Genomic DNA, 21,401 nt, shown 5'->3' with positions numbered 1-21,401 from the left:
GTACGTGAGACTGCGGCGCCGGCACCGGCCGGCCTATACTGTGAAAGCACAAGATGACGAATCCCTTCCGTCTTGCCCCATTCACCGTGCGCGCAGGAAAGACGGGGAAGCCTCCGGAGCCGAAGCCCGGAAGCATTATGGGGAAAGGAGCGGAGAACCGTATGGATGACGGAATAAAGATGAAGGCTCCCCTGGAGCGGGAGTCAAACAATGAGGACATAGTCTGGGTCATGAAGCAGCGCTGGCTCGACCTGCTCTTCGCCCATTGGCCGCTGTCCCCGGCAGGGCTGCAAGACTGCCTTCCCCCCGGCCTGACGCTCGACACGTATGGGGGTGAAGCCTGGATGGGGGTCGTGCCCTTCCGGATGAAGGGCATTCGAGCCCGGTGGCTTCCGCCGATTCCGGGAGGAAGCGCTTTTCCGGAGCTCAATGTGCGGACCTATGTCCGCGTGGGCGGCCGGGCGGGAGTTTATTTTTTCTCCCTGGACACCTCCCATGCCTTGGCGGCGGCTCTGGCGCGCAGATTCTACCGTCTGCCTTACTTCCGCGCGCAGATGTCGGTGGAGTCCGGTCTTGAGGACGGCTGGGTCCGTTATGCGAGCCGGCGGAGCCGGGGCAGCGGGGCGGGGGAGACGGCCTTCTCGGCGGTATACCGTCCCGTGTCGACTCCGTTCCTTGCCACGCCCGGCTCCCTGGCCCACTGGCTCACGGAGCGCTATTCCCTGTTTACCATGGACGGGAAGGGAGAAGTGCTGCGGTGCGACATCCGGCACGAGCCCTGGAAGCTGCAGATGGCGGAAGTCCGGATCGCGGAGAATACGATGACGACAGGTCAGGGATTGCCGCTGCTCCTGGAAGGGAAGCCCCTCGTGCATTACGCTCTGGAGCGGGAGGTGGAGATCGGGTGGATCCGGCCGGCGGCGGAGTATGGGAACGAAGAAGCATAGGAAGAGATGAAGGGATGAAGCCGCTGCGGCCCCGCCGTGTCACCGGGCCGTCCTGGAACAAACCGGCATGCGGTCAGACTTTATTTGGCATAGACCTGCAGGCGCTCCTGATCGTCCAGGGTGGCGAGGAGGATCTCCTCCGGGGAGAGGGGGGTGGCTTCAGCCAGCTTCTTCTGCAGCCATTCTTCCGTATGGCCAAATTCGCGGAGCTGCCTGCGGTCGATCTGCCCGTCCTTGATCACCGGCATCGGCAGGTGAAAGGGCTCCGTACTCAGCTCCAACGCGCGGGGGGTCACCGGCTGGTATTCGGGCTTCAGGAACAGAGACAGAATGCCGCCCGGTTCCCACAAAGCGAGCTCCACCTTGCTGATCTCGTCAACCCCTTGGGCCCGCAGCTCAGTGAACAGGAAGTCAATGGTCAGCCTGGCTTGATGCAAATGCTTCGGAAGGAGCTGTCCGCTGCGGATCAGCGGCAGAGGGGAGGGCTCGAGATAATGGCGCAGGAAGCTCCACTTCAGCGCCAGTTTAGTAGTGAGCACATACAGGCCGATCACGGACGCGCTGGTGATCATCGATCCCTCGAGACTGAGCTCCTCATCCGAAAGCGGATGCGCAATGATATTGCCGAGCAGCAGGGCGATGATCAGATCCGTCAGCCGCAGCTGAGAGATCGAACGCTCACCCATGAGGCGTGCGGTCAGCATCAGGAACAGGTAGGCGGCAGCCGCACGCAGCACCCACTGCACAGCGGTCAAGCGCTCTTGATGGGTAAAAAAATCCATGGCGGCACCCCTTCCGGCTTCAGAATTTCGGTATCCTTACTATAACCCCCGGGCTGCGGCGGATATACGGAGAGGAAGCAGGCGGTGCCGCGGAAGGGCAAAAACCCGTTTCTCCGGGAGAGAAACGGGTTCAATGGGCGCAGCTGGCTCAGACTAGGACCGGTTATAAGAGCTGGGGCCATGTTTGGAATCGGCCGTGCGGGTTCGGCTGTTATAATAATCCATGATCATCCTGTCGAGCTCCTGGCTGAGTCGGATGACGGCGCTGTCCACCAGTTTATCTTTTTGGGGAGCCAATTCATTCAGTTCGCTCCGAAGCGATTCAATCTTGGCCATTACCGTGGAACCCATCGTCATCACCATCCAACATTATGTAGTTACTAACATATTAACCCAATTCCCGGCGGGAGAAACAGGGTAGATGAATCTTTCAGGAAGAGATTGACAAAACAGAGTACGCCCCTTATAATTCATATTAATCCGATAAGAATTAAATGATACATAGTGAGAATGCCCACCAGTACACTGGAGGCCGGAAGCAGCCCTGACGCTGCGATCCGGCCTTTTGCTGTTGGCGCGTGTCGGAGCGAGGCTGGCCTGTCGGAGAATTCATTTCGAGGAGGATGCGAGTATGAGCACATTGGAGAAAAAGGAAACGGGCGGTAAGCTGGGCATAGTTCCGGTCGCAGGGAGAATCGGCGCAGTGGTGGAGGGCATACACTTGTCGGCCGGGCTTGAACCTGAGACGGTAGAAGAGCTCCGTCTGGCACTGCTGAAGCACAAGGTGCTCTTCTTCCGGGATCAGCACCACTTGGATGACGCGCAGCAGGAAGCGTTCGCACGCCTGCTCGGCGAACCGGTGGCCCACCCGACCGTACCGGTCAAGGACGGTAGCGAATATGTGCTCGAGCTGGATTCCTCCGGCCATGGCGGCCGCGCGGATTCCTGGCATACCGACGTCACCTTCGTCGCGGACTACCCGAAGGCGTCGATCCTGCGCGCGCTCGTCGTGCCCGAAGCAGGCGGCGACACCGTCTGGGCCAATACGGCCGCGGCTTACGAGCATCTGCCCGAGCATCTGCGGGAACTGGCAGACCGGCTCCGTGCCGTGCATTCCAACGATTACGATTATGCCGCGAGACGGCCGCAGGCCACGGAAGAAGCCGCCCGCAGGCATAGGGAGGTCTTCGCCTCCACGGTATACGAGACGGAGCACCCGATCGTGCGGGTTCATCCGGAAACCGGGGAGCGGGTGCTCCTGCTCGGACACTTCGTCAGACGGATCGTAGGTCTGTCCTCCTCCGACTCGGCCCATCTGTTCTCCGTGCTGCAGAATCATGTCATCCAGCTCGAGAACACGGTGCGCTGGCGCTGGAAAGCCGGCGATGTGGCGATCTGGGACAACCGGGCTACGCAGCACTATGCGATTAACGATTACGGCAGCCAGCACCGGGTGGTGCACCGGGTCACGATTGCCGGCGACGTGCCGGTAGGTGTGGACGGCCGCAGCAGTGTCACGCTGAAGCCGGCTCCTGCCGGGGATGCATCTCAGCGCGAAACGGCATAGCTTCATACGAAAGAACCGGTGCGGAGCCGTGTCCCCCGAAACGTTAGCGTTTCGGGGGACACGGCTCTTTGCCATGCGACAGCAGGGCGGGGGAGCCTGTGACGATGCCTTTCCCCATAGGCCGGAGGCAGAACGGGGCTAAATAAATCAGCGCGGGCGGCCGATATATGGGGGTGTATGCATAGGTGCGGCGGAGGCGGAAGCCTGCCGCAGAGATGGTTATCATAGAACGAAGGGGAGAGAAACATGAAATTCACGAACATTTCCATCCGTATTCTGCTCCTCGTATCGATGTATTCCCTGCTGATTGTCCCAAGTGTCCTCATCGGCATCGGTTCGTATACGTCGGCACGGGGACAGGTCAAATCCCTGCTTCAGACGAGCTCACTCGAAACGAACCAGCTCGTAAACGACTGGGTCAAGGGGCTCATTCAGCCGCTCCGATCGGATGCGGCCTTCCTTGCCGGCGAGATGACCGCAGAGTCGGTGCAGCCTTCGGCGGTCCCTGCGCTCCAGGCGCGGCTGGACGCTTATCAGGCCCTGCACCCCGAACTGCTGAACGTATATGTCGGGATCACGGACAAGCGCAAGATCCAGTCTGTCAAGGACCCGGTTCCCGCGGGCTATGATCCGACGACCCGTCCCTGGTACCAGCGGGCGATGGCGGTACCGAGCGAAGTGGTCATCTATGGCCCGTTCCTCAGTACGACCACGGGCAAGCAGGTCATCTCGGTGGCCAAATCGCTGCGCGACGGCTCGGGCGTATTCGCCATGGATATGAGCCTGGATCAGCTCGTCGGGGTCATGGCGGGGCTCAACAAGGATGCGGACCGCAAGCTTGTGCTCCTTACCTCGGATAACAAGATTCTCTATCATCCAGACTTCCAGGCCGGCGAGCCGGCGGGAGACTGGGTGAAAGAGATGCTCGGCGGCGAAGGGGACATCACGGCTGATGTGAACGGGGTGCCGACCGAAATCGTGTTTGCCACCAGCTCTCTGACCGGCTGGAAGGTCGGCACCATGCAGCCGGTTTCCACCTACGGCCAGAAAGCGAATCCGATCCTGATCACGATGGTGTCCGTGCTGGTCGTCATGCTCCTCATCGGCACCCTGCTCGTCCGGTCGATCCGCAGGGCGATCATCGGACCGCTGGATGAGCTGATGGAGGTCGCAGGCCGCATCAAGGACGGTGATCTGACGAAGCGTTCGCGCCTTGCCTCCCGCAACGAGATCGGCCGGCTGGCCCAGGCCTTCAACGAGATGACGGAATCGATGCACGGCGTCATTCGTGAAGTGAAGGGCACGACGGTGCTCGTCGCTTCTTCTTCCGAGCAGCTGTCCGCCAGCGCCGGGCAGACCTCGGCGGAAGCAGACAGCATCGCGGAAGCGATCGGCCGGGTGGCCCTCGGCGCCGAGAACCAGAACCAGGCCATGGGCGAGAGCGCCCGGGCCCTCGAGGAGATGGCGGCCGGCATCCAGCGCGTCGCGGAGAGTGCCTCAGGCGTGGCCGACTCGTCGCACCAGACGAGCCGCCAGGCGGCCGAAGGCGACGAATCGATGCAGCGGATGGTCGGACAGATGGCCGAGATCGACGAAGCGGTCGAGCTCTCCGACGAATCGTTCAGCCGGCTGCGCCGCACCTCTGACGAGATTGAGCAGATCCTGGGCTCGATCCAGGGCATCGCGCAGCAGACGAACCTGCTCGCCCTGAATGCGGCGATCGAAGCCGCGCGGGCGGGGGAGCACGGCAGCGGGTTCGCCGTGGTCGCTTCGGAAGTGCGCAAGCTGGCCGAGCAGTCCTCTCGCTCGGTGGCCGAAGTCTCCCGGCTGATCCAGGAGATCAAGTCGGAGACCGGGGAGACCGCAGCCTCGCTCGAGCAGGTGAAAGGCCGCGTGAAGGAAGGCCTCTCGACCACCGAACAGGCGGCCAAGAGCTTCCATGCCATCATGGAGTCCATGAGGGAAGTATCCGGACAGATCCAGGAAATCTCAGCGGTGGCCGAAGAGATGAGCGCGGCTTCGGAGGAAGTGACCGCCTCGGTGCTGAGCATGGCCGGCATCTCGCAGGGAACGGCGCAGACCGCTGACCAGGTGAACGGACTGGCCAAGGGACAGCTCCTCTCGATGCAGGAGATCTCTTCCTCCTCCGAGAGCCTGGCCGCTACAGCGGAGAAGCTGCAGGAGATTGTCAAAGGCTTTGAAGTGTAAGCGGGTGGATACCGCATGCAAGACTAGTATGCAAAAGCACGGTTTTGCCGCTTGGAACGGTCAGCGGCAGCCGTGCTTTTTTTCGGTGCGAGGAGCTTGGGGGGGCGGTCCGATTTACTTCCGTCTCTATGGAGCGTATGATGGTATTGTCATCTATTCCGATTATGATTACCTCTATACCCTACAAAAAGAGAGTGTGATTCTCGTGAACATCGCCCAGAATCTGACGGATCTCATCGGCCGCACGCCCATGCTGGAGCTGTCCCGCTACGCGAAGGAAGCAGGCCTACAGGCGCGGCTCGCCGCGAAGCTCGAGTACTTCAATCCGGCGGGCAGCGTGAAGGACCGGATCGGCAGCGCCATGATCGAGGATGCGGAGGCCCGCGGGCTGATTACCAGGGATACGGTGATCATCGAGCCGACCAGCGGCAATACGGGAATCGCTTTGGCCTTCGTGACAGCCGCCAGGGGCTACCGGCTTATCCTTACGATGCCCGACACGATGAGCATGGAGCGGCGAAGCCTGCTGGCGGCGCTCGGTGCCGAGCTCGTGCTGACGCCTGGGGCCGAGGGGATGGGCGGTGCGGTCCGGCGGGCGCAGGAGCTTGCGGCGCAGCACCCGGACGCTTTCATCCCGGGGCAGTTCAGCAACCCGGCGAATCCGGCGGTGCACCGCCGGACGACGGCGAAGGAAATCTGGGAAGATACCGCCGGTACGGTCGATGTCTTCGTAGCCGGCGTCGGCTCTGGGGGGACGATCACAGGCGTGGGGGAGTTCCTGAAGGAGCGTAAGCCCTCGGTCCGCATCGTGGCGGTGGAGCCCCAGGAATCGCCGGTGCTCTCGGGCGGCCGTCCCGGACCGGGCAACCGGATCCAGGGGCTCGGCGCCGGCTTCGTTCCCTCGATTGTGAACCGCAGCGTCATCGACGAGATCGTCCAGGTGCGCAGCCGTGAAGCGGTGGAGACGGCCAGGGAGCTGGCCCGGACCGAAGGGCTGCTCGTCGGCATCTCGTCCGGGGCGGCGGTCGCTGCTGCCGCGAAGCTCGCCCGCAGGAAGGAGTACCGCGGGAAGCTGATCACGGTGCTGCTTCCCGATTCGGGCGAGCGTTATCTGTCATCCGATCTGTATCCGGAAGTGCGCCACGAAACTACGGTATTGTAGGTGCGGCGCCGGATAAGGCGGAGTGTTTTTTCGAAGCCCTCCAACGCTTTTGCCTAAAACCACATCGTCCGCGGACGGTGTGGTTTTATTTTCGACTGTATTCGACCTGTGGAAGCTGACATAGTTAGGTCCTTCGTCGTGTGACAGCGGATAAGACGGATAGTAAAATAGAAAGGATGAACATTCGCTTCAACTATCGCTGACAAGCTGCCGAATCTAGCGACGAAAGGAACAGGATCATGTCGGAACAGGAACAAAACCAAGATTCTTCCGTTGATCAGTTAGATGCGGGGGAACTGCTGAACGCCTTGATGGCGCTGAAGAAAGGTAATTTTGCTTACCGCATGCCTTATGACCACACCGGAATTGCGGGTAAGGTTGCAGATACATTCAACGAGATTATGGATATGCAGGAGAGCCTCGCGACGGAGATTCATACTGTGGCGACGGTCGTCGGCAAGGAAGGCAAGCTCTCCCGCCGTTTCTCCCACAAGAACACGGGCGGGGACTGGGAGAAGGTAACCGAGTCGCTCAACGGCCTGGTCGTCGATCTCATCCAGCCGACCAGCGAGATGGTGCGCGTGATCAACGCGGTGGCGCAGGGCGACCTGTCGCAGACCGTGGAGCTTGAGTTCGAAGGCCGTCCGCTGACAGGTGAATTCCAGCGCACCGCGAACAACATCAACCGGATGGTGAACCAGCTCAGTACCTTTGCCTCCGAGGTTACGCGGGTCGCACGCGAGGTGGGCACAGAAGGGATCCTCGGCGGCCAGGCGGACGTCAAGGGCGTCTCCGGCACGTGGAAGGATCTCACGGACAGCGTGAATTACATGGCGACGAACCTCACCGATCAGGTGCGCAACATCGCGGCGGTAACGACGGCGGTGGCCAACGGGGATCTGTCGAAGACGATCACGGTCAGCGCGAAGGGCGAGATTCTTGAGCTCAAGAACACGATCAATACGATGGTGGACCAGCTCTCCACCTTCTCCTCCGAGGTTACGCGCGTGGCGCGGGAAGTAGGTACGGAAGGGAAGCTAGGCGGCCAGGCGGACGTGAAAGGCGTATCGGGCACATGGCGCGATCTCACCGAAAGCGTAAACTATATGGCTTCGAATCTGACGAACCAGGTGCGGAACATCGCGGTGGTTACGACAGCGGTTGCAAACGGCGATCTGTCCAAGAAGATTACGATGGATGTACAGGGCGAGATTCTCGAGCTCAAAGTGACGATCAACACGATGGTGGACCAGCTCTCCACCTTCGCCTCCGAGGTTACACGCGTGGCGCGGGAGGTAGGTACGGAGGGCGAGCTCGGCGGCCAGGCCGACGTTCAGGGCGTATCGGGCACCTGGCGCGATCTGACCGAAAGCGTAAACTCGATGGCTTCGAACCTGACGAACCAGGTGCGCAACATCGCGGAAGTGACGACGGCGGTCGCCCAGGGCGATCTTTCGAAGAAAATCACGGTGGACGCGAAGGGCGAAATTCTCCAGCTCAAGAGCACGATCAACACGATGGTGGAGCAGCTCTCCACCTTCGCCTCCGAGGTGACGAGAGTCGCCCGCGAAGTATCGACCGAAGGGAAGCTCGGCGGCCAGGCGGATGTGCGCGGGGTCTCCGGCACGTGGAAGGATCTGACGGACAGCGTTAACTATATGGCGGGCACGCTGACCGACCAGGTGCGCAACATCGCCGAGGTCACCACGGCGGTAGCGAAGGGCGATCTCTCGAAGCAGATCACGGTTAACGCCCGCGGCGAAATTCTCGAGCTCAAGAACACGATCAACACAATGGTGGAGCAGCTCTCGACGTTCGCCTCCGAGGTTACGCGTGTGGCCCGCGAAGTAGGTACGCTCGGGATGCTCGGCGGCCAGGCGCAGGTGAAGGGTGTCGCAGGCACATGGCGCGACCTCACCGAAAGCGTAAACTACATGGCCTCCAACCTGACGGACCAGGTGCGCAACATCGCGGTCGTCACGACGGCGGTGGCGAACGGCGATCTGTCGAAGAAGATCACCGCGGACGTACAGGGCGAGATGTTCGAGCTCAAGAACACGATCAATACGATGGTGGATCAGCTCTCGACGTTCGCCTCCGAGGTTACGCGCGTGGCGCGCGAAGTAGGTACGGAAGGGAAACTCGGCGGCCAGGCGCAGGTTAAGGGCGTCGGCGGCACGTGGAAGGATCTCACCGAAAGCGTAAACTACATGGCTTCGAATCTGACCGACCAGGTCCGCAACATCGCGGATGTGACGACGGCCGTAGCGAAGGGCGACCTCTCGCGCAAAATCACCGTCGACGTCAAGGGCGAGATGCTTCAGCTCAAGAGCACGATCAATACGATGGTGGACCAGCTCTCGAACTTTGCCTCCGAGGTTACGCGCGTGGCGCGGGAAGTAGGCACGGAAGGGAAACTCGGCGTACAGGCGGATGTAAAGGACGTCTCGGGTACGTGGAAAGATTTGACCGATACCGTAAATTACATGGCCTCCAACCTGACGAACCAGGTGCGGAACATCGCGGGCGTGACGACGGCGGTGGCCAACGGCGATCTGTCGAAGAAAATTACCGTCGACGTTAAGGGCGAGCTCCTCGAGCTCAAGAACACGATCAACACGATGGTGGATCAGCTCAACTCCTTCGCCTCCGAGGTTACGCGGGTGGCGCGCGAGGTAGGCACGGACGGCAAGCTGGGCGGCCAGGCGCAGGTGCGCGGCGTCGGCGGCATCTGGAAGGACCTTACCGATAACGTAAATATCATGGCGACGAACCTCACCGACCAGGTGCGGGGGATTGCGAAGGTCGTCACCGCGGTCGCGAACGGGAACATGAAGCAGAAGCTGACCGTGGAGGCGAAGGGCGAGATCGCCGAGCTCGCCGATACGATCAACAGCATGATCGATACGCTGGCGACGTTCGCCGACCAGGTCACCACGGTTGCGCGCGAGGTAGGCGCCGAAGGGAAGCTGGGCGGCCAGGCGAACGTGCCGGGCGCAGCGGGCACGTGGCGCGACCTCACGGATAACGTTAACTACATGGCGAGCACGCTGACGACCCAGGTGCGTGCGATCACGAACGTGGCTACCGCGGTAACGAAGGGCGATCTGTCCCGTTCGATCGACGTGGCGGCTGCCGGCGAGGTGGCGACGCTCAAGGACAACATCAACGAGATGATCCGCAACCTGAAGGAGACGACCCGGATCAACACCGAGCAGGACTGGCTCAAGACGAACCTGGCGAAGTTCTCCCGCCTGCTCCAGGGCCAGCGGGATCTGTACGCGGTCTGCCGCATGATTCTCTCCGAGCTGGCGCCGCTCGTGTCGATGCAGCACGGCGTTATTTACATCAACGAGCCGCGGAACGGCGAGCCCGTGCTTGCGCTCTTCGCAAGCTACGCCTTCCAGCAGCGCAAGCATCTGTCGAACGAGTACCGTGCGGGACAGGGCCTCGTCGGCCAGTGCCTCATCGAGAAGCAGCGCATTCTGCTCACGAACGTGCCGGGCGACTATGTCGTGATCTCCTCGGGCCTTGGCGAGAGCACGCCGCTGAATATTGTGCTGCTGCCGATTATTTTCGAGGACCAGGTGCTGGCCGTACTCGAGCTGGCGTCGTTCCGCAAGTTCACGGAGATCGACGTCGCTTTCCTCGACCAGCTCACCGAGTCGATCGGGATCGTCATCAACACGATGCAGGCGAACCAGCGTACCGAGGAGCTCCTGATGCAGTCCCAGTCCCTCACCGAGGAGCTGCAGAAGCAGCAGCTGGAGCTGCAGAATACGAACGAGGAGCTCGAGGAAAAAGCGAAGCTGCTCGTCCTGCAGAAGGCCGAGGTCGAGAGCAAGAACAACGAGGTGGAGCTCGCGAAGCGCTTCCTCGAGGAGAAAGCCGAGCAGCTCGCGCTGACCTCCAAATACAAGTCCGAGTTCCTGGCCAACATGTCGCATGAGCTGCGGACCCCGCTGAACTCGCTGCTCCTGCTCGCCGAACAGCTTGCGGAGAATCCGGATGAGAACCTGTCCGACAATCAGGTAAAGTTCGCGGAGACGATCCAGGATTCGGGTCATGAGCTGCTCAATCTCATCAACGACATTCTCGACCTGTCGAAGATCGAGTCGGGCACGGTCACACCGGATTTCGTCGAGACGACCATGAATGAGATTACGGGCAGCATTGAACGCACCTTCCGCCATATGGCCGACGACAAGAAGCTCGACTTCAAGATCAAGGTCGAACCGAATGTGCCGGAGACGATCGTCACCGACTCGAAGCGCGTCCAGCAGATTCTGAAGAACCTGCTCTCGAATGCCTTCAAGTTCACGGAAGAAGGCCAGGTGCAGCTGCTCATCCGCAGGGCGAACAGCGGCTGGAGCAAGGATCATGAAGCGCTCAACCGGGCGAAGCTGGTCCTGTGCTTCTGCGTCAGCGATACCGGCATCGGCATTCCGCCGGAGAAGCAGCAAATCATCTTCGAGGCGTTCCAGCAGGCGGACGGCAGCACGAACCGCACCTACGGCGGCACGGGCCTCGGCCTTGCGATCTCCCGCGAGATTGCGTCGATGCTCGGCGGAGAGATTACGCTCTACAGCGTAGTCAATACCGGCAGCACGTTCAACCTGTACCTGCCGCTCGACGCCGATGCGCCCGCGCCGGACCCGAAGCCGAAATATGTGCCTGAAGTCATCGATGTGACGCCGCCGCAGAAGACGCGGCTGCTGCCGCGCAAGTCGGTCGCCGACATGACCGACGACCGGGACCGGATCCAGCCGGGAGACCGGGTGTTCCTGATTATCGAGGATGACCTGAAGTTCAATGAGATTCTGCTGGAGCTGCTCCACAAGCGGGGCATCAAGGGGGTCATTACGGCCAAGGGCTCGGATGCGCTGGAGCTTGCCCAAAAATATAAGCCGACGGCCATCACGCTGGACCTGAGGCTGAAGGACATGGACGGCTGGCTAGTCATCGAGCATCTCAAAAACGACATAAACATCCGTCATATTCCGGTCTGCGTCATTACGGTCGAGGAAGACGAGATTCAGCTCATGCAGAAGGGCGTCCATGACTATATCTGCAAGCCGGTCTCCAACGAAGAGCTGGAGAACGCGCTCGATAAGCTCAATCAGTTCGCCGACCGCCCAGTGCACCATCTGCTTGTTGCGGCATCTGACCCCAAGCTGCGGCAGGAGTGGGTCGAGACCATCGGCGGCGACGATGTGATCGTGACGGCTGTGGATACCGGGCGCAAGGCGCTGCAGCAGCTCAAGGCCAAGGAGTTCGACTGCGTGCTGGTCGATAACGGTCTCTCGGATCTGAACCTCCTCCAGTTCGTCAGAGAGATGCAGAAGAATGCGAAGAACAAATACATGCCGGTCATCATGAACCGGAGCCGGAAGCTGACGCCGGAGGAGGAAAGCGAGCTTGAAGAGCTCCTGAAATCCGCGGTCATCAAGGAAGTGAACACACCGGTGCAGATCATGGATGAGACCAGTCTGTTCCTGCACCGCAAGGCGGAGGACCTGCCGGAGGGCTCCCGGGAGACGCTGGTGAAGCTGCACCAGTCCGATGAGATGATCAAGTACAAGAAGGTGCTTGTCGTCGATGACGACATTCGGAATATTTTTGCACTGACGACGATTCTCGAGCGGCACAACATGAAGGTCGTTCCGGCGGAGAACGGGTACGACGCCATCAACATCCTCGAGACGACACCGGATATCAAGATCATTCTGATGGATATCATGATGCCGGTGATGGACGGGTACGAGACGACCCGGGCGATCCGCGAGATGCCGGAGTTCAAGGATCTGCCGATCATCGCGCTCACCGCCAAGGCCATGAAGGGCGACCGGGAGGCCTGCCTTGAGGCCGGGGCATCGGACTACATCACAAAGCCGGTCAACTCCGCGCAGCTGCTCTCGATGATCCGCCGCTGGCTCGATGCCGCGGAGGGAACGGATGCGGAGCAGGGAATCGGGTACCCGAGCGTCCTGAATTAATCGTACGGCGGGACTGCAGATCAGCAGGATCGTAAAAAGCATAGCAGCAGCACGGGAGGAGGCTTCCGTGCTGTTTTGCGTTGTACTAGGGAACGTTGGCATCAGGGCGTATGTTTGATGGGGTGAAGCGGCCGTCGGACCATGAGGGAGAGAGTGGGCGGGAGCGTAGGCGTTAAGTAAGGGGGACGGGTGTTGGGAAGCAGCGAATGGAGTGAGCAGGCAGGGAGAATTCGGAGTAGAGGCAGATCAAGGAGGGGATGAGCGGCGCCGGAGTATGGCAGCGGGGAAGCACGTAAACAAGCAGTGAGGGATTCGGGTGTTGAGGAGCAGAGAATGGGGGGAGCAGGCAGAGAGAACCCGGAGTGGAGGAAAATCAAGGAGGGGATGGAGCCGGACGGGAGTATGGCAGCAGGCAGACACATAAGCAAGCAGTGAGTGGGACGTGTGTTGGGAAACAGAGATTGGAGTGAACAGGCAGGGGGGAACCCGGAGTGGAAGCAGATCAAGGAGGGGATGGAGCCGGACGGGAGTATGCAGCGGGGAATCGCGTAAACAAGCAGTGGATGGAGCATGTGTCCTGCAGCAGAGTAGGATGTGAACAAGGAGAAGCCGCTGTTGTGCAGCTGGGGTGATAAAATAAATACCGCTCTATACGGGGTGCGCGGTAAGTGAAATGGTGTAAGAGGGCAAGGCGATCGTAAAGGTTGGTATTGCTTGTATAGATGAAAGGCCTTAGAACAATCGGCAGCATCACAGGCACCACACAAACATGCCGCTGCCTGAGCTGTCCGAGCCGCTCTTCGTGCTGGTGCCGACGCCGGCTGTGCTGTCCGTCGCCGGGGGCACTCGAAGCAGCGGAACCCATACGGGGATGGCAGTGTAATGAAATTTTTATAGCTGCTGGTGCTCTTACAAAAGAGAAGGAAGAAGGAACGGGACGAAGCGTTCTCCCCCTACGCCATGCAGAAAATAGCGGAACAGCGATGCCTTATTTGCATATTTCCCGCTATTTCCCAAACAATAACGGAACTCAGGTATCTTATCAGGTCCGGGGCGGCTGTAAAACCCTGTTTTGTCCGGAAATAGCGCATCTGAGTTCCTTTATTCAAGAAATGGATCCCTAAAATAGCGGAATAGCGTACCTGAGTTCCTCTATCTGAAATTTGTTCACTCGGAGCATAATCATAACGTGTCGCAAACAATCGCAAACCAACTATCGGTTCGTCGACCACGAAATCAGCCGTGGTACGCGCGCGTTCGTATGCATCGCATCGCCAATATGACCGCTTAACGGGAAGCGAGATAGTATGCTTTCTCTTCTTTACCTTGGGCATTCTTGAGCGGGAGATATTTGACCTGATTCGAACGGACAAGAAGAGGCAGTTCCTCCATTACCGTGGGTACCGGCAGGCTGGTCATTAAGGACAGGCCATAGGCGCTGACGAACCGGTCGCGCTTTAAGGCATCCAGAATTTTTTGCTGTGCATCCGACATGGCGGGCCCTCCTCGTAAGGTCATCTCTATTTATTATACTCCCATGCTATGATAAAAGTTCTCTTGCTATTTCTAAAGAAAGGATAAAGAAAGGATAAAGAAGGAAATTGGCACGGGAATATGATAGACTTTGGGCAGAAGAGTAGATAATGTGCTTATTCGGGAAGCAAATTTACATATAGTCGGAATCGGGGGAATGCGGAGTGCAGGTAGCGGGGCAGATCAGGCGGGCGGGAATAGGAAGCCAGGTCCTGACGCTGGTTTTTGGAATATGGCTGACGATCGGGCTTTTCATGGAGCGGTGGGAGATCAGCCGACCGGGAGGGGGAGCGGCAGATGAACTGATCGGTGGAAGAGGGGCGGAGCTGCTGCTCTATTCGGGCTTTGCCGTCTTCGTCCTGTGGATGGGCTGGCTTCTGATTCAAGGCAAGCTTCTCTTCGGGAGCTGGAAAACCGGTCTGCCGGACGGGTATGGAGCCGGGCTGGCGGGAGCGGGACTGTTCCTGCTGGGCATGCTCGGAGGTTATCTGTGGCAGCTAGCGGGCGGTCTGCAGGCGGACAGCATCGAAGCGTTCTACTCGCCCGCATCCCTGCTCCAGCTCACCGGTGCCGTGCTCCTCGTTACGTCGCCGTTTCGGGCGGCTTGGCGGGGGGCCGGCCGCGTTCCGGACCGGAGCGAATTGTGGCCGGGGCTGCTGTCGCTGGCGCTTGGCACGTCGATCGCCGCACTGGGCCTCCGAAGCCATTGGATGCTGAACAGCGCGGCGCCTTCCGCTCTGGAGCTCGAGCGGCTCGGGGAAGAGCTCGGTCCGCTGGCCGCGGGTGTCCGGGAGAGTCTCTACGGGACGGTGCTGGAACATGGCATAGCCGGCATCCTGCTCACCACAGCCCTGCTGACGGTCCCAGCCGTATGGAGCGTCAACCGGTGGAAGCTCCCTTTCGGCAGCCTGCTCCTGCTGCTTGCCGTACCGGTGCTGTTCATGTGCATCGCAGGCAGGTCGATGTACATGGCTCCCGTCGGGATCGTCTCCGGCCTGGCGGCCGATCTGCTCTACGGCTTCCTTGGGGCCTCGCACCGCAACAATTGGAAGAAGCATGTGCTGTTTACCGCCGTGCCGCTCCTTTGGACCGGTACTTATTTCATGCTCGTGCATCTGCAGGGGGGTCTTGGCTGGCCGCCGGCTCTTTGGAGCGGAGCGATGGCTGCTTCTGCACTGGAGGGCATCGTGCTGAGCCACCTTGTGGCGATGAACAAGGAAGACACAGCGTAGAATGCACGAGTTCTGCCGGAAGAATGGCGGAAGTTTCGCCCGGGGAAGGGTAGACGGGGCTGGGGCTGGTGAAGGTTATAAGGACGCGGCTTTGCTTACAGCCATGAAAGGTGCTCCCGAGATAAAAGAAAGACCCTAGAGCCAGAAGGCCGGCGCCTGAAAAGTCGGTCCTTGGCGTTCCTGCGAGGGCCCGGGACCAGAGGTGTTGGTCGGGTTGGCAGAATCACCATGGCTGCAGCGGAGCAAATCGGCCTGGGCAGCAGCACCGCAAATCAACCTGGGTTGGCAGCGTCGCAAATCGACCTGGGCAGCAGTGGTGCAAATCGACCTGGGCCCCAGGAGAGATCGAGATCAGACTCCTCCTCCTGCTGAGATGCGTCACCTTCGGTTACCCAAAGGATCCTTCTTGCAAAGGGATCTGCGCGTTCACTCCATCCACCCACCAGCAATCCCGCCGCGTCCGCGTGCGGGATTCTCTGCGTTCCTGTCCAGAAGGTCCCAAGCACAGGTCGGGCCCCCAAAGAACAGGCTGTTTGCGCTTAAGAAAACCCATTTTGTATAAGGTTTGGGTAAGGTTCGGGAGGGGTAATGAAGGGGGACAGAAGGGCACTGCGTCGTGTCCTTCCCATTCTTGGACAGGGGGCGGATGTGTTGAGAAACAAGCTGAACGGTTGGTTTGAGAGGCAGGTGAGTCCGCTGCCGCTGGCATGGTTCCGGATTGCCTTCTCGCTGGTCCTCTTCGCGGAGGTCGGTCAAATGAATGCGTTCCGGCACCTCCTCTTCGACCCCGTGCCCTATGTCCAGGAGAGCATCATTCCTTCGGGTCCGCTGCTGTGGGTATGGTTTGCAGCCGCAGCATGTCTGCTTGCTGGGTACCGGACCCGTACGGCGGCGATCGTGCAGTACGGGTTGGCCGTGATCGTCCTCGGGTTCGGCGCCTATTCGCATGGCAGGGACTGGCAGAGCGACTCGCTGCTGCTGACCGCCTCGCTGCTGCTCGTCTTCATGCCGGCGGGCCGGGCCCTGTCAGTGGACCGGCTGCTCGAACGCAAGAAGAGGGCGGCTGCGAAGCAGGAGGATCATGGGCCGGAATCGGTGCCGTATCTGTACACCGCCCTTCTGGTGCTGACGATCGGCTTGTTTTATCTCGATTCGACCTTCTTCAAGCTCTCCTCTCCGATGTATCTGGCGGGCCTCGGTGTGTGGGGGCCGGCTTCGCTTGCGATCAATGCCTTCTACGACGTCACCTGGCTGACAGATCATCCGCTTCTCGTCCGGACCTTAAGCTATACGGTGATAGGCTTCGAAACGCTGTTCATCTTCCTGTTTTGGTTCCGTCCGCTGCGGCTGCCGTTGATCTTGGCCGGGATCGCGTTCCATCTCGGCGTCATGCTCACCCTGCCGATTCCGGCGATCTCGCTGCTCACGGTCAGCCTCTACGCGGGGATGATTCCGGCGGGCGTAGGCGAGAGGATCGCCGGCTGGTTCCGGGCTCGGCGTCCTTCGCTGAAGGTCTATTATGACCGGCTGTGCCCGCTCTGCCGCGGGACCGCAGCCGTGCTGCAGGCGCTCGATCCGCGCCGCGCGGCAGTCTGGCTGCCGCTGCAAGAGCATGCGGCGGAGGAGCCGAAGCTGTCCGGCGTGCCGGAGGAGGAGCTGCTGCACGATATCCGTGCCGTCGACAGCCGGGGGCGTGTGTACCGAGGGGCAGACACTTATGCTGCCATGCTCCGGGCTTCCGGCTGGCTTGCCCCCCTTGGCTGGCTGTTGTCGCTTTGGCCGATCAGAGCCGCAGCGGCCTCGGTCTACGAGGCGGTCGCCGAACGGCGGGCCCGGGAGGGCGGCTGCCGCGACGGGGTATGCTCCCTGCGAAGGCCATCTCCCGCAGTCCAAGAGCCGATAGAGCCTGCAAAGGGGCTGACACCGGCAGGCCGCCGCTTCGCTTCCGGTTTCCTTGCTGCCTGGCTGCTCTCCTTCGGCGTCATTTTTCTCGGCAGTCCGGTCCTTCGGGTGTACGTCCTTGGAGATACCCCGCTGGTAAGGGGGCTGAAGACGTTCGCACAGGCCTACAAATGGCAGGTGTATCCGTGGACCGGGTGGACCTCGCACAATGTGTTCATGGATGAGCATTTTGCCGGATATGATTTTCAGACGATGCTGGCGTATGAGAAGAACGGAGTCACGGAAGTGCTGCCGATGAACCGACAGGAAGCGGGCGGAACCTACACCGGCGGCTATGCGCTGGGCCGGCTGTGGGAGATCTGGACCTTCGAGGCGGTGCGGCCGGGGCTGCCCATGGAGCAAACGCAGCGCAATCTGCTTCGCTTCGCCGCTTATTGGGTTCACCGGGAGGACAAGGATATGGAGGGGGCGAGGATCCGGGTGCTGCAGCGGCGGCAGACAGTTTCACTTACGGAGTGGCAGCCGGGCAGGCTCCAAGCGAATGTGACAGCCAACTGGACCGAGGCAGGATCCATCCAAGGCGCGCCGGGATCGATGAAGCTCGTCCTTCGGAAACCGGCAGCCCAGTGGACGTACCTCGGGGACTGATTCCTTGAACGGTCGTCCCCGGTCAAGGTACTTACATACAAGTAAGTTAGTACAATCAGGGGAGCAGTTGCGGTCAAAGTGCGTACTGTGCAGGCTTTCCCCTGTACGGTAAGATGAGGCTGTAAGCGATTGCGGATCTCGATTGTTAAATCTATTGTATCGGGGAGGAATGCATGATGAAGTATACGTATCTTGGCAAATCCGGCCTCAAGGTCAGCCGTCTGTGTCTAGGCACCATGAACTTCGGTGTGGATACGGATGAGAAGGAAGCGTTCCGCATCATGGATGCGGCGGTGGATGCCGGCGTGAATTTTTTCGATACGGCCAACATTTATGGCTGGGGTGAGAATGCGGGCCGGACCGAAGAGATCATCGGCCGCTGGTTCGCTCAAGGCGGCGGCCGGCGGGAGAGAGTCGTGCTCGCCACGAAGTTCTATGGGGACATGAGCGATGCGGCCGACGGCCCGAACGGAGTGGGCGGCCTGTCGGCGTACAAGCTGCGGCGCCACCTCGAGGGCTCGCTGCGCCGCCTGCAGACCGATCATATTGAGCTGTACCAAATGCACCATGTGGACCGCAATGTCTCGTGGGACGAGCTGTGGGAAGGGTTCCAGGTGGCCCTTTACAGCGGCAAAATCGGCTATGTCGGCTCGAGCAATTTTGCCGGCCGCGATCTGGTCAAGGCGCAGTACGAAGCCAAGTCGCGCGGCATTCTGGGCTTGGTGTCCGAACAGCACAAGATCAGCTTGCTGTGCCGGCTGCCGGAGCTGGAGGTGCTGCCGGCGGCACAGGAGCACGGCATCGGCGTCATCGCCTGGAGTCCGCTTGACGGCGGTCTGCTCGGCGGAGGCGCACTGAACCCGGCGCCGGGCTCCAAGCGGGCGAACAACCCGGAGCGGGCGGAGAAGCACCGGGCGCAGCTCGAAGCGTTCGCGGGCCTGTGCCGCGAGCTCGGGGAGAGCGAGGCGAACACGGCGCTGGCGTGGACGCTGGCGCATCCGGCGATGACGGCGCCGATCATTGGGCCGCGGACGCTGGAGCAGTTCGAGCAGTCGCTGCGCGTGGTGGACATCGAGCTCGGCGAAGACGTGCTGCGGCGGCTGGACGAAATCTTCCCGGGCCCGGGCGGGGAAGCTCCGAAGGCCTACGCCTGGTAGGAGGCTGCAGCGCAGCGGCCGGGCGAGTTTCGAACATCGTAGTACCGATAAATCGTGCCCCGGTAGCAAGCTGCCGGGAAACATGGTCCAACAAGCTGGAATCCCGGGAGGGAGGCTCCGGCTTTTTGGCATCCGTTGTCCGCGCGGAGGCGTAGTCAGCACAGCACAATCTTCGGAAGCAGGACTGCATGAAGGGGTAGAGCATACTGCCGTCGGATCAGGAAGGAGCAGCAAGCTGACGGAAGGACGAATGAAGATGTTGGGTAAAAAACCATGCTGTGGCATCTTCCGATGACCCCCTGGTTGACCTTGTTTTTCCTGCATAAGGAGGAGGTTGGCGTCTCGCTGACCATTTTACCTGTACCAGGCAAGGGGTGGATATGGATACACAATCCAACCAGGGCAGGGCCGCATGCCGCCGAGCATCATCGGATACCCGCTGAGAAGGAAATTCCCTGACTGTGCTCCGGCCTCCAAGGCTTCGGCGTTTCGCCGCATCTTCAACCCCAGCTGCTGTCCGTACCTCATTCCCTCCGCATCCCCATCCGGACAGTGTCCCCGAGGACTGTCTCAGCAGGGTTGCTTGCGGTTACGGACTCAGCTCCCCCCGTCATCACGCTCCCCCGCCTCTTCCTCCTCCTGCCCGCCCTCTGTCTCTTGATCCGCTTCGCCGTCCTTCTCCGCTGCTGCGATCTGCCTGGCAGCCTCAAGCAGGGAAGGGGCGAGGGCGTCCGCCTTCGTCTCCTCGCCCGCTTTCCCTATGCGGATCGTGCGGGTGCCGGCAGCCGCGCCGGCGGCCACGTCCGTCTCCATGTCGCCGATCGTCCAGCTTGACGCCAGATCGATGCCGTGCTTCTCTGCGAGGCGGAGCAGCATGCCGGGCTTTGGTTTACGGCACGCGCACCCGGCTTTCGGCCGGTGGGGGCAGTAAGCGATGTCGTCGAGAGCCGCCCCTTCGGCCTGAAGCAGCTTCAGCAGCCGGATATGAACTTCGATCAGCGAGGTTTCTTTCATGAAGCCGAGTCCGATGCCTCCCTGGTTCGTGACAAGATACAGGGCATAGCCCTGCGTCCGCAGGATCCGCAGTCCCTCCGCGGAACCGGGCAGAAGGTGGAGGTCGAGCGGACGGTTCACGAAGCGGACCCGCTTGGTTTTTACCTCATTCAGCACACCGTCCCGGTCAAGGAAGACGGCTTTTGTCATGAGAATCCCCCCTCCGTATAGATCTATGGTTTCCTATTACCCTCATTCTGCTTCCCTTCATTCCGCTTACCCTCATTCCGGTTCCCCTCGGCTCCTGATTGACTGCGGGTTCCATCGGTTAATGAAAGGCATACGGGCGGCCTGCACGCTGTGCAAAGCCGCTGAAGAGGATGCGAGAAGGAGGGGGAAGCATGCAGACGCTGTGGAAAGGGGCCGTGAGCTTCGGACTCGTCAATGTGCCCGTCAAGATGTACACCGCCACGCAGGAGCACGACATCCCGATGCGGATGCTGCACAAGGAGCATAAGGTGCCGATCCACTATTCCCGCACGTGCCCCAAATGCGCGGAGGAGGTCAAGTGGAGCGATATCGTCAAGGGCTATGAATACGAGCCGGGCAAATACGTCACCTTCGACAAGGAAGAGCTGGAGGAGCTCGCCTCCGACTCGTCTCGGGAGATCCGCATTCTGGATTTTGTGGACCTGGAGGAGATTGATCCGATCTATTTCCAGAAAACGTATTATCTTGCTCCGGAGGAAACGGGTGCCCATGCCTACGGTCTGCTGGTGGAGGCGCTGAAGAGCACGGAGAAAATCGGCATTGCCAACATTGCGCTGCGCGGCAAGGGCAGCCTCGCGGCGATTCGGGTGATCGACGAGGTGCTGTCGCTCGTCACGCTCTTCTATGAGGAGGAGATCCGCGAGAAGGAAGAAATTCCGAACTTCCCGGAGCCGGCCAAGGTGGACAAGCGGGAGCTGGAGATGGCGAAGTCGCTGATCGAGCAGCTGTCCGCGCCGTTCAATCCCGGGAAGTACGAGGACGAATACCGGGAGAGGCTCCTGCAGGCCATCGAGCAGAAGGTGGAGGGCCGGGAGATTACCGTGGCACCGGAGGAAAAGGAGAAGAAGGTCGTCAACCTCATGGAAGCGCTCCAGGCGTCGCTGAACGAGATGAAAGCCGCCCAGTCGACGGACAGGGGCGACCAGCGCACACCGGCCTCCGGCCAAGGGAAGCCGAAGACCCGCCGGGCCAAGCCGCGTTCGAAGCGGACGGGGGCGTAACAG

General features: G+C 60.6%; 13 protein-coding genes. 9 read left to right on the top strand and 4 right to left on the bottom strand.

What is annotated here, in order from left to right; translation table 11 throughout:
* Positions 1–161 precede the first annotated feature (161 nt).
* Positions 162–947, top strand: a complete 786-nt coding sequence (locus ACP26L_RS23225) for a YqjF family protein (RefSeq protein ID WP_426446788.1) — start codon at positions 162–164, stop codon at positions 945–947.
* Positions 948–1,027: 80 nt separating this feature from the next.
* On the opposite strand, the gene ACP26L_RS23220 is transcribed toward ACP26L_RS23225, so the two are convergent.
* Both ACP26L_RS23220 and ACP26L_RS23215 read right to left on the bottom strand, forming a co-directional pair.
* On the bottom strand, positions 1,028–1,729 hold the full coding sequence (locus ACP26L_RS23220; protein WP_426446786.1) for a YetF domain-containing protein: 702 nt from the start codon (positions 1,727–1,729) through the stop codon (positions 1,028–1,030).
* Between the two features lie 153 nt (positions 1,730–1,882).
* Positions 1,883–2,080 carry an aspartyl-phosphate phosphatase Spo0E family protein gene (locus ACP26L_RS23215; protein WP_426446785.1) on the bottom strand — a complete coding sequence of 66 codons (198 nt, stop codon included), beginning with the start codon at positions 2,078–2,080 and terminating at the stop codon, positions 1,883–1,885.
* A gap of 280 nt (positions 2,081–2,360) precedes the next feature.
* Here ACP26L_RS23215 and ACP26L_RS23210 point away from each other — a divergent pair, with 280 nt between their 5' ends.
* The 4 genes from ACP26L_RS23210 (at position 2,361) to ACP26L_RS23195 (ending at position 12,662) form a co-directional block, all read left to right on the top strand.
* Positions 2,361–3,296 carry a TauD/TfdA dioxygenase family protein gene (locus ACP26L_RS23210; RefSeq protein ID WP_426446783.1) on the top strand — a complete coding sequence of 312 codons (936 nt, stop codon included), beginning with the start codon at positions 2,361–2,363 and terminating at the stop codon, positions 3,294–3,296.
* 246 nt (positions 3,297–3,542) lie between these two features.
* Positions 3,543–5,504 (top strand): methyl-accepting chemotaxis protein, encoded by a 1,962-nt coding sequence (locus tag ACP26L_RS23205; protein WP_426446781.1) that lies wholly within the window; start codon positions 3,543–3,545, stop codon positions 5,502–5,504.
* 205 nt (positions 5,505–5,709) lie between these two features.
* Complete coding sequence (gene cysK / locus ACP26L_RS23200; RefSeq protein WP_426455065.1) at positions 5,710–6,666, top strand: cysteine synthase A; 957 nt, start codon at positions 5,710–5,712, stop codon at positions 6,664–6,666.
* A 239-nt stretch (positions 6,667–6,905) separates the two neighbouring features.
* A complete protein-coding gene (locus ACP26L_RS23195; RefSeq protein ID WP_426446779.1) occupies positions 6,906–12,662 on the top strand; it encodes a HAMP domain-containing protein in 5,757 nt (1,918 codons plus the stop codon).
* Between the two features lie 1,287 nt (positions 12,663–13,949).
* Here ACP26L_RS23195 and ACP26L_RS23190 read toward each other — a convergent pair.
* Positions 13,950–14,156, bottom strand: a complete 207-nt coding sequence (locus ACP26L_RS23190) for a hypothetical protein (protein WP_426446777.1) — start codon at positions 14,154–14,156, stop codon at positions 13,950–13,952.
* 203 nt (positions 14,157–14,359) lie between these two features.
* On the opposite strand from ACP26L_RS23190, the gene ACP26L_RS23185 reads away from it, so the two are divergent.
* From ACP26L_RS23185 to ACP26L_RS23175, 3 genes are all read left to right on the top strand, one after another.
* Positions 14,360–15,427, top strand: a complete 1,068-nt coding sequence (locus ACP26L_RS23185) for a hypothetical protein (protein WP_426446775.1) — start codon at positions 14,360–14,362, stop codon at positions 15,425–15,427.
* A 651-nt stretch (positions 15,428–16,078) separates the two neighbouring features.
* Entirely contained in the window at positions 16,079–17,977 is a 1,899-nt protein-coding gene (locus tag ACP26L_RS23180; RefSeq protein WP_426446773.1) for a DCC1-like thiol-disulfide oxidoreductase family protein, read from the top strand.
* Positions 17,978–18,153: 176 nt separating this feature from the next.
* Positions 18,154–19,134 carry an aldo/keto reductase gene (locus ACP26L_RS23175; protein ID WP_426446771.1) on the top strand — a complete coding sequence of 327 codons (981 nt, stop codon included), beginning with the start codon at positions 18,154–18,156 and terminating at the stop codon, positions 19,132–19,134.
* A 597-nt stretch (positions 19,135–19,731) separates the two neighbouring features.
* Here ACP26L_RS23175 and ACP26L_RS23170 read toward each other — a convergent pair.
* Positions 19,732–20,337 (bottom strand): D-glycero-alpha-D-manno-heptose-1,7-bisphosphate 7-phosphatase, encoded by a 606-nt coding sequence (locus ACP26L_RS23170; RefSeq protein WP_426446770.1) that lies wholly within the window; start codon positions 20,335–20,337, stop codon positions 19,732–19,734.
* A 191-nt stretch (positions 20,338–20,528) separates the two neighbouring features.
* Between ACP26L_RS23170 and ACP26L_RS23165 the strand changes: the two genes are divergently transcribed.
* Positions 20,529–21,398, top strand: a complete 870-nt coding sequence (locus ACP26L_RS23165) for a Ku protein (protein ID WP_426446768.1) — start codon at positions 20,529–20,531, stop codon at positions 21,396–21,398.
* The last annotated feature ends 3 nt before the right edge of the window (positions 21,399–21,401 follow it).

Source organism: Paenibacillus sp. S-38, from assembly GCF_049942825.1.
Classification (GTDB): domain Bacteria; phylum Bacillota; class Bacilli; order Paenibacillales; family NBRC-103111; genus Paenibacillus_G.
This window is presented reverse-complemented; position numbering and strand designations above follow the sequence as displayed.